The sequence below is a fragment of the Microbacterium sp. Bi98 genome (genome assembly GCF_918698045.1).
Lineage (GTDB): Bacteria > Actinomycetota > Actinomycetes > Actinomycetales > Microbacteriaceae > Microbacterium.
Genome location: NZ_CAKKLK010000003.1, coordinates 180628 through 193696, shown reverse-complemented (window position 1 = coordinate 193696; position 13069 = coordinate 180628). Strand labels below are relative to the sequence as shown.

The following is a 13069-nucleotide window of genomic DNA, read 5'->3' as shown; positions in this document are numbered from 1 at the left end:
GGTGGTCCATCCACCGGCCCCGCTTTTCTCTATGCTGAACGCGTGAGCGTCCAGATCGTCTTCGTGCACGGCATCCGTACGTCCGCGACGATGTGGCGGTCGCAACTCGCCTTCCTCGAGGAGCAGGGCATCGGGGCCGTCGCTGTCGACCTTCCCGGGCATGGCACCCGGATGGAGGAGGACTTCACCCTGCACGAGGCGCTCCACACCATCGACGTCGCGGTGCGCGACGCAGCGACGCGAGGTCCCGTGCTGCTCGTCGGGCACTCGATGGGCGGCCTGCTGACACTCGCCTACGTCGGCGGAGCGGAGGCACCGAGGGTCGCGGGGCTCGTCGCCGCGTCGTGCACGTCGCTCCCCCGAGGCGCCGGTCTCGCGGCGTATCGCGCGATCGCGCGCGCCGTCGATCGGCTGCCCGATCGCGGGATGTGGATCACGAAACGCATCCTCGAAGCGACGATCCCCGAAGAGACGCGCTCCGATTTCGCCGCCGGCGGCTATGCGCTGGACACCCAGGACACGGCACTGCGAAATCTCGCCACGCTCGATCTCGCGACAGCGGTCGCCCGCATCCGCGTGCCGCTGTGGTTCGTGAACGGACAGTGGGATCAGCTGCGAGTCAACGAGGCCCTCTTCCGACGGCTCGCGCCTCACGCAGAGCTCATCGTCGTGCCGCGCACCACGCACCTCGTCACGGCGATGCGTCCGCAGATCTTCAACGCCGTCCTGCGGTTGGCCGTCGCGACCATCGAATCCGATGCTACGGGTGAGGCCGCGGCTCCCGCGCCGGCTGCCTCGCCAGAGCCGTGAGCGCACCGCCCACGAGCGACAGCACGGCGGCTGCTGCGAACACCAGCCAGAATCCCCCGACGAGCGCGACGAGCCCCGCCCCGAGCACCGGGCCGATCAGCTGGCCGAGTGCCGCCGTGACGTAGACGATGCCGAGGTCACGGGCGTGGTCCCTCTCGCCGGGCAGCAGGTCGGCGGCGAAGGCGAGCCCGACGGTCGAGAACGCGCCGTAGCCGAGCCCCATGAGCGCGGCGGCGACCATCGTCGCCTCGAAGGTCGGCACGACGGCGATCACGACGCCGGAGGCCGCCTGCACCAGGGTCGCCAGGATCGTGAGGGAACGCCGGTTGCCCGTGCGATCGGAGAGCACACCGGTGAACACCGATGCGAGCACCACGAACAGCGTGTAGACCACGATCAGGAGCAGCAGGTTGTCCTGCGCCACCGTCGTCTCCTGGTGCAGACCATGGAGCAGGAAGAAGAGGAACAGTGCGGTGCCGAGCGCGTTGCCGATGTTGGTCACGAGCCGGCCCGACAGCATCCAGGTGAAATCCCGATCGCGCAGCGATGCCAGCAGATGACGATCACGCGTCACCGGAGTCGCGTCGACGGCCGCGGGCGGATCGGGCAGAAGCAGCGCTGCACCGATTCCCACCGTCGCGATGATCCCGGCGAGCAGCAGGTACCCCTCACGGATGCCGAGCCCGAGGAGCACCACGAGCCCGACGCCGAGCACGATGCCCACCGCCTGACTGGAGCCCACGGCGGCGGATGCGGCGCCACGCTGCGTCGGAGGAAGCTGGTCCGCTATCAGTGCGGTGAAGGCGGCCGACGACACCGCGACGCCGATCGACACACCGACCCAGGCTCCTCCCACGGCCCAGGGCCCCTCACTGAAACCGGTCACCACGAGGAACAGCGCGGTGACGAGCACGCCACCGATCGCCCATGGTCGCCGACGCCGCCGTCCGACGGCCGCGCGATCCGACAGCGCCCCGGCCAACGGGCCCGCGACGATCCCTGCGAGACCGCCGATGCCGAGCACCAGCCCGGACGAGATGACGCCGGGTATCCAGTCCTTCTCAGACGTGTTCAACTGCAAGGGGAGGAGCAACTGGACCGGAGTGAGCTGCACCGTCCAGATCGCCAGCCAGGCGAGCGTGAAGACGGTCATCCATGGCGGTCCGACTCTCCGCAGAGCGGACACCGGCGATCCGGATGGGAGGGCGGGGCTCATGTCGCTCCTTGACGTCGGGGTCGCGACGCGAGTGTCGGGATACTGATGATTGTGCACCCACACGCACCGACACCGCATCAGTGACGAGGACACCTCGCTCGTTTAGGGTGAACCGCCCGGATGCTGGTAGAGTTGGTTCTTGGCTTGCGTGTGGGTTCTTCCCTCACGACCGCCGAGTGGAAGCCCTCTTCTTCTGCCGGCATTTCCTAACAACTCCGTACAGAAAGCGTCCACACGTGGCAAACATCAAGTCGCAGATCAAGCGCAACAAGACCAACGACAAGGCTCACGAGCGCAACAAGGCCGTGAAGAGCGAGCTGAAGACGCACATCCGCGCGACCCGCGCCGCTGTCGTCTCCGGTGACAAGGCTGCAGCCGAGGCTGCTCTGAAGGCTGCCTCCCGCAAGCTCGACAAGGCCGTCAGCAAGGGTGTCATCCACCAGAACCAGGCTGCGAACCGCAAGTCCTCCATCGCCAAGCAGGTCTCCGCTCTCTGAGCCGATTCCACGCCTGACGGTGTGACAAGAGCCCGTCCCGTTCGCGGGGCGGGCTCTTTCGCGTGCTCGGAACCGTGTGTGCCAGCGATCTCGACGGACGAGGCAGCTGCCGCGCGTCAGACCGCGCTCACTCGCCGAACGGCTGGCGGGTGGCGATGACGGTGAGCATCCGCTCGAGAGCGAAGATCGGGTCGCGGGCGGCACCCTTGACTTCGGCATCGGCGCGCGCCGTCGCCTGGATGGCCATTCCCAGCGAACGCTCGTTCCATCCGGCGAGGTCGCGTCGCGCACGGTCGACCTGCCAGTCCTTCATTCCCAGTCGCTGCGCGAGCTGACGGCTCGGCTCGCGGTTTCCGGCGACGCGCGCCATGGTGCGCAGCTTCATCGCGAACGCCGCGACCATCGGCACGGGGTCGGCGCCGGAGGCGAGGGCATGGCGCAGGGCCACGAGAGCCTCGCCATAGCGTCCGGCGATCGCCGTGTCAGCGACGATGAAGGCAGAGACTTCGACCCGCCCGCCGTAGTACTTGGTGACGACTTCTTCGGTGACATCGCCCTCGACGTCGCCGATCAGCTGCTGGCATGCCGCCGCGAGTTCGGTGAGATCATCGGCGAAGGCCGAGACCAGAGCGCGCAACGCAGGCGGGGCGATCCGCTTCTTCGCCGCAGAGAACTCGCCGGCAGCGAAGTCGACGCGGTCGCCGTCGCGCTTGATCGCAGGGCACGGGATCTCGATGCCGTCGCCCGTCCCGGCGCGCACCGCATCGAGCAGCTTCTTGCCGCGGACGCTGGCCCCGGTGTGGCGCAGGATCACTGTCGCACCCTCCTGCGGGTGGTCGAGGTAGGACACAGCCTCCTGCAAGAAGGCATCCGAGCACTTCTCCACCCCCGACACGCGCACCAGCCGGGGTTCCCCGAACAACGACGGCGAGGTCAGCGCGAGGAGGGTCCCGGGCGCGTAGTCATCAGCGCGGACATCGGTCACCTCGAGCGCGGGGTCTTCGGTGCGGAGGTAGTCGCGGACTCCGGCGATCGCGCGCTCTGCGCAGACCTCCTCCGGGCCGAACACGAGCACCACCGGCGCCGGACGCGGATCGCGCCACGACACCTGCGGGACCTTGGCTGCCTTGGTCCCACCGCGGGAAGGAGTACGAGAAGCAGCCATGTCTCCAGACTACCGGGGGCCACAGACGTCGACCCCGTCGTCAGGGTGGCTGCTTCTCGGCCCACAGCTGAAGCTCGTCCCCCGCGAGGCCCACGAGGAGACGGCCCTGCTGGTCGGTCCGCAGCACTCGCGCACCGGCAGCTTCGAGCGATGCCAGAGTCTCCGCTCGCGGATGCCCGTAGTCGTTGTCGACGCCTGCGCTGAACAGCGCGACACTCGGGTGCAGGTCCTGATAGAGCGGGAAGTCCTGGTCGGCGCTGCCGTGATGGGCGACTTTGACCACCGCGTAGCCGCCTCGGAGATGCGCGGTGCGTTCCAGCATCCGCTGCGCCTCCCCCGACAGGTCGCCCAGGAAGAGCGAGCGGGGTACGCCGCCGCCACCTATCTCCAGAACCACGCTCTGGTCGTTGCCCGGCGGGAACGCCTCCGACCCACGCTGCGGCCACAGCACCTGCCAGGACGCCGCGCCCAGGTCACCCCGCATGCCCGCTGCCGCCTGACCGACCGTCGCACCGCCGTCGCCGAGGTGCTGCAGCATCCGCTCGTCACCGCTCTCCCCCGGTGGCCCGTGCAGCACCGCCTCGACTCTCCCCTGAACAGCCTCGACCCCGCCGACGTGATCCAGATCGAAGTGCGTGAGCACGAGCAGATCCACGCGTTCGACACCGAGTTCGCGCAGACACGAGGCGAGCAGCTCTGGTTCCGGCCCGGTATCGATCAGTGCGATCGCCCCCTTCGAGCGCACGACGAGTGCGTCTCCCTGGCCCACATCGCAGGCGGCGACCGACCATTCGTCCGGAGTGGTCGCGGTCGCCAGCGGACCGTTGAGCACCACATGCGCACCGCCCAGGGCGAGCGCGACTGCCAGCACGGCCGCTGCGACACCCCTGACGACCGGCACCGCGCGGTACCCATCGGCGAGAATCACCCCGATCGCCGCGCTCACGACGCCGACCAGCACGGCGCTGGCGATGCCGGGCACCATGGCGATCTGAGCGAACGGCAGCCTGGCCGTGATGCTGGCCGTTTGCGCGATCCACGCGGCGGGCAACCATGCCGACGCCGCCAGAAGGTCGGCGAGAACGCCCACCGGAGCGGCGAGACACGCGAGGAGGCCGATGACAGTGGCGATCGGCGCCGCGGGCGCAGCCAGCAGGTTCGCCACGAGCCCCACGAGAGACTGCTGCTCTGCGAAGAGGGCGATGACGGGGCCGCACACGAGCTGTGCGGACGTCGGCACGGCGATCGCGAGAGCGAGAGGTTGCGGCATGAATCGCGCGAGTCCGCGGGTGAGCGACGGCGAGAGCAGGATCAGCGCACCCGATGCGGAGACCGAGAGCGCGAATCCCGCAGTCGAGGCCAGCCACGGGTCGGCGATCAGGATGCCGCTCGCGCTGAGCGCCAGCATCCCCGCACCCGCGCTCGGCCGCCCGAGAAGCAGTGACAGCATCGCGACACCCGCCATGACCGCCGCCCTGACCACGCTGGGTTCCGGCGTCACGAGGACGACGAAGCCCGCGAGACCGAGAGCGGCCGCGACGACTCGAGTCCCCCGTCCGGCGCCGCACAGCGCAGCCAACCAGAACACCGCCCCGACGACGATGGCGCAGTTCGCTCCGGAGACCGCCGTCAGGTGGCTGAGACCGCTGGTGCGCATGTCATCGTTCAGCTCGGTCGACACCGCGCGGGTGTCGCCGACTGCGAGTCCGGGAAGCAGGCCCGCTCCGGGCTCGGGAAGTCGCTGCGCCCGGTCGATGAAAGCGCTGCGCAATCCGGCCGCGACCGCGAAGACCCCGGATGCCGGCTCCTCGACCGACGCCTCGCTCGCGAACACGACGAGCGCTGCCCTCTCCCCCGGATCCGTCGCCGCCGCCTCGCCCTTCACCCGGACTGTGGCGCCGAGATCGAACCCGCCGGCCGGGTCGATGCCGATCCGCACCGGAGCCGATGCCGCCCGCACCGACCCCGGCGACCCGATGCCCGTGAGCTGCACCTCCATCCACAGGCGCCCATCCCGACCGACCGACGCCGAGGTGCTGACCTCCCCCGTCACCTCGACCACACGTCCGTCCCACGACGCGGCGCCCTCGCGCGCCGGTGTCGCGGCAAGAGCAGTGACGGAGACAGCGGCGATCGCGGCGAGCATCACGAGCACCACCCCGGCCATGGACGCCGCGGCGGACGACCGCCGCAGCATCCACAACAGCGACGCCGCCGCCCCCAGCACGCCACCGAGAAGGCACCACTGCGCAGCTGGAGGCACGAACACGCAGACCAGGGCGAACGCCCACACTCCGCCCGCGATCGGCAGCAGACGCAGATCCCGGCTCATACCCGCGCGTCATCGCGCGGTCGAACCCGCGGGTCGCATCTCATCGGCAGCCGGTGCATCAGGACAACGTAGCGGCGTGCGACCACCTCGCAGCGCAACCGCGCCCCGGTCGGTGGACAACACATCGATGCCGACGCGGCGTGCAGGAGCGCCGAATGCGAAGCGATGATCTCTGCGTGAGGACCGCGGGCACTTCGATTCACCGACCGCGGGCCGTTCCGACAGCCGACACCGTCCACCACACCGAGCGACTCAGGCATACTCGGGGAATGGTCGACGTACGCGACATCGCAGAGCACCAGCCCAGTCACCTGACTCTGGTGCGGAACTTTCTGGCGCGCCGAGCAGAGGTCATCGCGAATGCATGACGTGATCGTGATCGGCGCCGGCCTCGCAGGGCTCCGCTGCGCGGGACTGCTCTCCGCTCACGGACTCGACGTCGTCGTCCTCGAGGCCGCGGATGCGGTCGGCGGACGCCAGCGCACCGACATCATCGACGGCTTCCGGCTGGACCGCGGGTTCCAGGTCCTCAACCCGGCCTACCCGGCACTTCGGCGCAGCGTCGATCTCGACGCACTCGCGCTCGGGAGCTTCCCTGTGGGCGTGCGGGTGCGCACGACGGACGGGGTGGCCGAGCTGCGGCATCCGCTTCGGCATCCGCTGTCGATCGTCACGTCTCTGCGCAGCGACCTGGTGAGCGGTCGGGATGCCGTCGCGCTGGCACGCTGGGCCGCGCCGGCACTGGTGCGTCCGCTCTCGCATCTGGCTCGGAACGATGCCACCATGCGCGAGGGATGGGATGCCGCGGGGCTTCGTGGCCCGCTTCGCACCGCTGTACTCGAGCCGTTTCTCGCCGGGGTTCTGGCGGAGAGAGGCGGCGAGACATCGAACGCCTTCGCGCGACTGCTCGTACGCTACTTCGCGCTCGGCCGACCCGGGCTTCCCGCACAGGGGATCGCCGCTGTCCCCGAGCAGCTCGCCGCGCACGCGCGCGCGGCGGGTACTGACATCCGTCTCGGCGCGCGCGCGGGAGGCATCTCAGCAGGAGGAGAGGAGATCACGGTGGGGCTGAGCGACGGCGACTCCGTGCGAGCGGCTCGGGCGGTGGTCGCAGTCGGCGCCGATGCCGTCAGCGACCTCACCGGTCTCGCCCGTCCGGTCACGAGAGGTCTGCAGACGTGGTGGTTCGCCGCCACTGAACCTCCCAGCAGATCCGCACTGCTCACCGTCGACGGCCGAGGTGGAGGCCCCGTCGTGAACACCGTCGTGATGACGCACACCGTGCCCTCGTATGCGCCGGCCGGACGTCACCTCATCGCCGCGACCTGCCTGCTGCCGCGTGGCGGCGCATCCGCCGACGAGTTCGACGTGCGCCGCCACCTCGAAGAGGTCTGGGATACGGACATCAGCGCGTGGCAGCTGATCCGGCGCGACGACATCGTCGACGCGTTGCCTGCCCAACCGGCACCGCTCGGCCCACCGCGATCGCCGCGCTACGCCGAGCGGCTGTATGCAGCCGGGGATCACAGAGACACCGCGTCGATCCAAGGCGCCCTCGCTTCCGGCGAGCGTGCCGCACGTGCCGTCCTGACCGACTCGGGGGCGTCGAGAAGCGGCACGTCGCTGCACAGCTGACGACGCTCGGACTCAGGCGAGAGAGAGACAGCGCCCGCAGACCGCGCATCACACCCGCACACCGTCGCGGATGCCGGCGAGCAGCTTCTCTCCGATGCCGCGGACCGACAGCAGGTCATCGACCGATGTGAACCGACCGTTCTCGTCACGCCAGGCGATGATCCGCTCGGCCAGGGCGGGGCCGATGCGCGGCAGAGTCTCGAGCGCCGCCTGATCTGCGGTGTTGAGATCCACCAGATCGTCCGCGGGCGCGCCTGCTCCCGGCGGCCCCTCCGCGGCTGCGGCACCCACGACCGGCACGCTGATCTGTTCGCCGTCCGAGAGCACGCGGGCGAGATTGACCGCGGTCAGGTCGGCATCGTCAGTGGTCCCGCCGGCCGCCGCCACCGCATCGACCAGCCGGGAGTCGAGATCGAGGACATAGAGTCCCGGATGCTCGACCGCGCCCAGCACGTGCACGTACAGCTCTCCCGTCGATCCGCCGCTCTCGGCGGCCTCGGTGGCCAACGGCACCGATTCGGTCGGCACGGCCTGCCCCCGCATCAGCCCGAGCCCGACGGCCGCGGACAGCACGACGAGCGCCAGCACGACGGCGGCGCCGACCCCCAGCCGCGACCGGCGGGGCGCCGGTGAGGAAGCGGCGGATTCGGGCATCCCGCAACGCTATGCCAGCGAACGGACGCCTCTCATGCGTCCGGCCGCCCGTCGGGGAGAACCCCCGTGGGCGGCCGGATGTGCAGAGCGGCTGGCGACGCGGTCGGTCAGCCCTTCACGACGATGCTGACGATCTTCGGGGCGCGCACGACGACCTTGACGATCTCGCGGTCGCCGATCGAGCGAATGACCCGCTCGTCGGCACGGGCGAGCGATTCGAGCTCGGCCTCGCCGATGCGCGCGGGCACCTCGAGCTGAGCGCGGACCTTGCCGCCCACCTGCACGACGGCGGTCACGGTGTCCTCGACGAGCAGCGCCGGGTCGGCGGAGCGCCAGGTGACGAGCCCGACGGACGGCTCGTGTCCGAGGATCTCCCACATCTCCTCCGCGGTGTGCGGGGCGATCAGATCGAGCATCACGGCGACGGTCTCGGCCGCCTCACGCACCGCCGGATCAGCGGCGCCTGCGGCACCGTCGATCGTCTTGCGGGTGACGTTGACCAGCTCCATCAGACGCGCGACCAGGACGTTGAACTTCGTCTGCTCGACGAGCCCAGGAGCATCTGCCAGCAGCTTGTGCGTGGCTCGACGCAGCGCCGCATCTCCGCCCGCGAACACGACGTCGACAGGAGAGGACACCTCGTGGGCGATGCGCAACGCGCGGGCCAGGAACTTCTGCGCACCGGTCGTCGAGACGTCGGCCCAGTCCTTGTCGTCTTCGACCGGTCCGGCGAACGCGAGACCCACGCGCAGCGCATCGGCGCCGTAGGCGTCGAGCTCCTCTTCGAAGAGCACCAGGTTGCCCTTGCTCTTCGACATCTTGGCGCCGTCGAGCAGGACCATGCCCTGGTTGATGAGGTTCGAGAAGGGCTCGGTGAAGTCGATCAGCCCCATGTCGAACAGCACCTTGGTGATGAATCGCGCGTACAGCAGGTGCAGGATGGCGTGCTCGACGCCGCCGATGTAAGAGTCGACCGGCGACCAGCGGGCGGCCTGAGCCGGGTCGAACGCGACCGTGTCGCTGTTCGGCGACAAGAATCGCAGGAAGTACCACGAGCTGTCGACGAACGTGTCCATCGTGTCCGGATCCCGCAGAACGGGGTCACCGCTGGCGGCATCCACCGTGCGGACCCAGCTCTCAGCGGCGCCGAGCGGCGACGATCCCTTGGGCTTGAGGTCGAGCCCCTCGACGCTGGGCAGCTTCACCGGCAGCTGCTCTTCGGGCACGGGGATGATCCGGCCGTCCTCCGCGTGCAGCATCGGGATCGGCGTGCCCCAGAAGCGCTGACGCGAGATCAGCCAATCGCGCAGACGGTAGTTCTTGGCGGCGCGCCCGGTGCCGGACGCCTCGAGCTGCTCGATCGCACGGGCGATCGCATTGCGCTTGGACAGACCGTTGAGCGGTCCGGAGTTGATCATCCGGCCCTCTCCCGTCAGAGCGATGCCGGTGGAGGCGGGGTTCTGCTCGTCGAGCGCCGCGCCGGTGTCGATCGGCACGCCCTCTTCATCGACCTCGATGACCGGCATCGCACCGGTGACCGGCGCCGTCGTGTCGACGACGACCTTCACGGGCAGGTCGAAGGCGCGGGCGAAGTCCAGGTCTCGCTGGTCGTGCGCCGGCACGGCCATGACCGCTCCGTGACCGTAATCGGCCAGCACGTAGTCCGCCGCCCAGACCGGCAGCTTCTCGCCGTTGACCGGGTTGATCGCGTACCGCTCGAGGAAGACCCCGGTCTTCGGGCGATCGGTGGCCTGTCGGTCGACGTCGGTGGTCTTCTGCACATCGGCCAGGTACTTCTGGAATCGCTCGCGCACGTCGGCCGGAGCATCCGCTGCGAGCTCCGAAGCCAGGTCGGAATCGGGGGCGACGACGAAGAACGTCGCTCCGTGCAGGGTGTCAGGACGCGTCGAGAACACGGTGACGGGCTCGTCGCGCCCCTCGATGCGGAAGTCGACGTCGGCGCCGATCGAGCGTCCGATCCAGTTGCGCTGCATCTGCAGCACCTTGTGCGGCCAGAAGCCCTCGAGCTGGTTCAGATCATCGAGCAGCCGGTCGGCGTAGTCCGTGATCTTGAAGTACCACTGAGTCAGCTTCTTCTTCACGACCTCGGCACCGCAGCGATCGCAACGGCCGTCGACGACCTGCTCGTTCGCGAGCACGGTCTGGTCGTTCGGGCACCAGTTGACCGCGCTCTTCTTGCGGTACGCCAGACCTCGCTCGTGCAGCTTCAGGAACAGCCACTGGTTCCAGCGGTAGTACTCGGGGTCGGAGGTGTGCAGCACTCGCGACCAGTCGAACGAGACGCCGTAGTTCTGGAACGCCTGCTTCTGCTGAGCGATGTTCTGGTAGGTCCACTCACGGGGATCCGCACCCTGACGGATCGCCGCGTTCTCCGCAGGCAGTCCGAAGGAGTCCCAGCCGATCGGGTTGAGCACGTTGTGCCCGCGGTGGCGCCAGAACCGGGCCACGATGTCCGAATACAGGTAGTTCTCCGCGTGCCCCATGTGCAGGTCGCCGGAGGGGTAGGGGAACATCGCCAGCACGTAGCGGCGGGGCCGCTTGTCATCGTCGCCGCCGGTGAGGAACGTCTCGTTCTCCGCCCAGTACTTCTGCCACTTGGCCTGGATAGCGTGCGCCGAGGAGGTCTCCTCGGCGACGGGAGAGGTGGACAGGTTCTCAGACAACGAACGCACGACCAATCTGAAGAGAAAAGGGGATCAGTTCAGGATATCGGAAGCCCAGGCCGCGGGCATTTCCACTCCCAGCGCAGCGAGCGGCGCCCGAGCCTTCGTCGCGACCTCGGCGACCTCCGAGGCGGCGACCGATCGCCAGGTGATCCCCCCGCCTGCGCCGACCACAGCGCCCGCACCGTCGATCACGATGCTGCGGATGACCATCGCGAGGTCGAGCGACCCCTCATCGCCGATGTAACCGAAGCACCCGGCGTAGATACCGCGCGGCCCTCCCTCCAGCTCATGCAGGCGCGTCATCGCCGAGAGCTTCGGCGCGCCTGTCATGCTGCCCGCCGGGAAGGTCGCTGCGAGAAGTTCGCTCGCCGTCGTTCCCGCGGCCGCCGTGCCGCTGACGGTACTGACGAGCTGGTGCACCGCCGGATACGTCTCCACGGCCCACAGCGCCTCGACCCGGATCGACCCGGGTCGGCACACCCTCGACAGATCGTTGCGCATCAGATCGACGATCATGACGTTCTCAGCCCGTTCTTTCGGGTCCGCCGCAAGCTCGGCGGCGAGCTCGGCATCGTGCGCGGCGTCTACGCCGCGGGGCCGCGTCCCCTTGATCGGCCGCGTGCGGATGATGCCGCCGTCAGCATGGAGGAACTGCTCGGGGCTCGCACTGAGCAAGGAGCGGCCGCCGATCCGGATGAAGCCGCCATGGTGAGCGGGAGTTGCGGCACGGAGGCGTCGGTACACCGCGACTCCGTCGTGCTCCCCCGGCACGGTGAACCGGGTGGTGAGACAGAGCTGGTAGGCGATCCCCGCTCTGATGAGCTCGCGGCAGCGCTCGATGAGTCCTGCGTACTCCGTCGGAGTGTGTCGCGCCTCGCTACGTACGGACGAGGCAGCACTGAACACCGTCTCCCCGCGCGGCACGGCGGAGGGGGTGACGCGAGCGACGACGGCGCTCCACTCGTCGAGATCGGCATGGGCTGCGGCAACCCAGATGGTGCCGGTCGCATGATCGAACGCCGCGAGCCGGGAGACCCGCAACCAGGCGTCGCCGGGCTCGTCAGCGGCTTCCGATACGGGTGCTCCCGCTGCTCGGGCGCCCGTCTCGTAGTCGTACCAGCCGACCCACCCGCCCCGCAGCGGAGGACCGGGATGCGCGGCAGCCGTGCGGGCATCCATCCGCACTTCACCGGGGAACGACGCCGGATCGCCCGTCCCGACGAAGCTCCATCCCTCCGTCGCATCCGCCCCGGCGTCGAGCCAGAACAGGTCGGCGCACGACCGTTCGAGGGCGAGGAAGAGCGCGTCAGGCGTCACCCGATCGGGCAGGACGCGGGCGCTCAGAGGTTCGGGCACGTTCTCAGCCTAGGCGGCGTGCACTCCCGTATTCTCAAGGGGTGGACGACTTGGTGCCGTGGCTGATCGACTTCATGCGGTCCATCGACCCGATCACTCGCACGCTCGTCGCGGGGCTCGCCGTGATGTTGGAGACGAGCGTCTTGATCGGGCTCGTATTCCCCGGTGACACTGTCGTGCTCGTCGCCTCCATCGGCATCACCAGCCTCCCTCAGGCCGTAGCGATGGTCGTCTCGGTCGTCGTCGGCGCGCTGATCGGCGAGAGCATCGGCTTCTGGCTCGGGCGGTGGGTCGGCCCGCACATCCGTGCCTCCTGGGTCGGCCGACGCGTCGGCGAGGAGAACTGGGTGCGGGCGGAGCGTTACCTCGCCCGCCGCGGCGGCATCGCCATCTTCCTCTCGCGGTTCCTGCCGGTGCTGCACTCCCTCGTGCCGCTGACCGTGGGGATGAGCCATTACTCCTATCGGCGCTTCCTCGCGTGGACGGCGCCGGCCTGCCTGCTCTGGGCGACGGCCTACGTGAGCATCACCTCGCTCGCCGCCGGCAGCTTCGATGAGCTCGCCGACCGGGTGCACTACGCGGGATACATCTTCGTCGGCATCATCGCCCTCTTCCTCGTCGCCGTGTTCGTGGGCAAGAAGGTGATCTCGCGCCTCGAGGCGCGCCATCTCGACATCTCCGACGCGAAGGACTCGACCGACGTGAAAGACTGAAGCA

At 69.2% G+C, this 13069-nt stretch carries 10 protein-coding genes; 4 read left to right on the top strand and 6 right to left on the bottom strand.

All coding sequences use genetic code 11. The features are described from left to right. Positions 1–42 precede the first annotated feature (42 nt). The gene (locus LQZ85_RS07615) at positions 43–810 is read left to right on the top strand and encodes an alpha/beta hydrolase (RefSeq protein ID WP_056278900.1); all 768 of its coding nucleotides are present in this window, start codon (positions 43–45) and stop codon (positions 808–810) included. On the opposite strand, the gene LQZ85_RS07610 is transcribed toward LQZ85_RS07615, so the two are convergent. After that, positions 761–2026 carry an MFS transporter gene (locus LQZ85_RS07610; protein WP_230100739.1) on the bottom strand — a complete coding sequence of 422 codons (1266 nt, stop codon included), beginning with the start codon at positions 2024–2026 and terminating at the stop codon, positions 761–763. The genes LQZ85_RS07615 and LQZ85_RS07610 overlap by 50 nt on opposite strands. A 236-nt stretch (positions 2027–2262) precedes the next feature. Here LQZ85_RS07610 and rpsT point away from each other — a divergent pair, with 236 nt between their 5' ends. Continuing rightward, positions 2263–2523 (top strand): 30S ribosomal protein S20, encoded by a 261-nt coding sequence (gene rpsT, locus LQZ85_RS07605; RefSeq protein WP_053096545.1) that lies wholly within the window; start codon positions 2263–2265, stop codon positions 2521–2523. A 127-nt stretch (positions 2524–2650) separates the two neighbouring features. Here rpsT and holA read toward each other — a convergent pair whose 3' ends face one another. Further along, complete coding sequence (holA, locus tag LQZ85_RS07600; RefSeq protein WP_230100738.1) at positions 2651–3688, bottom strand: DNA polymerase III subunit delta; 1038 nt, start codon at positions 3686–3688, stop codon at positions 2651–2653. A 40-nt stretch (positions 3689–3728) separates the two neighbouring features. After that, positions 3729–6020: a ComEC/Rec2 family competence protein gene (locus LQZ85_RS07595; protein WP_230100737.1), complete on the bottom strand. Its 2292-nt coding sequence runs from the start codon at positions 6018–6020 to the stop codon at positions 3729–3731. A 360-nt stretch (positions 6021–6380) separates the two neighbouring features. On the opposite strand from LQZ85_RS07595, the gene LQZ85_RS07590 reads away from it, so the two are divergent. Continuing rightward, positions 6381–7655 carry an FAD-dependent oxidoreductase gene (locus LQZ85_RS07590; RefSeq protein WP_056278903.1) on the top strand — a complete coding sequence of 425 codons (1275 nt, stop codon included), beginning with the start codon at positions 6381–6383 and terminating at the stop codon, positions 7653–7655. Between the two features lie 48 nt (positions 7656–7703). On the opposite strand, the gene LQZ85_RS07585 is transcribed toward LQZ85_RS07590, so the two are convergent. The 3 genes from LQZ85_RS07585 to LQZ85_RS07575 form a co-directional block, all read right to left on the bottom strand. Further along, a complete protein-coding gene (locus LQZ85_RS07585; RefSeq protein ID WP_230100736.1) occupies positions 7704–8309 on the bottom strand; it encodes a ComEA family DNA-binding protein in 606 nt (201 codons plus the stop codon). A gap of 107 nt (positions 8310–8416) precedes the next feature. Beyond that, positions 8417–10993: a leucine--tRNA ligase gene (gene leuS / locus LQZ85_RS07580; RefSeq protein ID WP_053099152.1), complete on the bottom strand. Its 2577-nt coding sequence runs from the start codon at positions 10991–10993 to the stop codon at positions 8417–8419. 33 nt (positions 10994–11026) lie between these two features. Next, positions 11027–12352, bottom strand: a complete 1326-nt coding sequence (locus LQZ85_RS07575; protein WP_056278905.1) for an anthranilate synthase component I family protein — start codon at positions 12350–12352, stop codon at positions 11027–11029. 41 nt (positions 12353–12393) lie between these two features. Between LQZ85_RS07575 and LQZ85_RS07570 the strand changes: the two genes are divergently transcribed. After that, a complete protein-coding gene (locus LQZ85_RS07570; protein WP_056278906.1) occupies positions 12394–13065 on the top strand; it encodes a DedA family protein in 672 nt (223 codons plus the stop codon). Positions 13066–13069: the final 4 nt, after the last annotated feature.

Coding starts and splice junctions, on each gene's coding strand:
- LQZ85_RS07585 (WP_230100736.1), bottom strand. CDS start 8,309: ATGCCCGAATCCGCCGCTTCCTCACCGGCGCCCCGCCGGTCGCGGCTG.
- LQZ85_RS07595 (WP_230100737.1), bottom strand. CDS start 6,020: ATGAGCCGGGATCTGCGTCTGCTGCCGATCGCGGGCGGAGTGTGGGCG.
- LQZ85_RS07590 (WP_056278903.1), top strand. CDS start 6,381: ATGCATGACGTGATCGTGATCGGCGCCGGCCTCGCAGGGCTCCGCTGC.
- holA (WP_230100738.1), bottom strand. CDS start 3,688: ATGGCTGCTTCTCGTACTCCTTCCCGCGGTGGGACCAAGGCAGCCAAG.
- LQZ85_RS07610 (WP_230100739.1), bottom strand. CDS start 2,026: ATGAGCCCCGCCCTCCCATCCGGATCGCCGGTGTCCGCTCTGCGGAGA.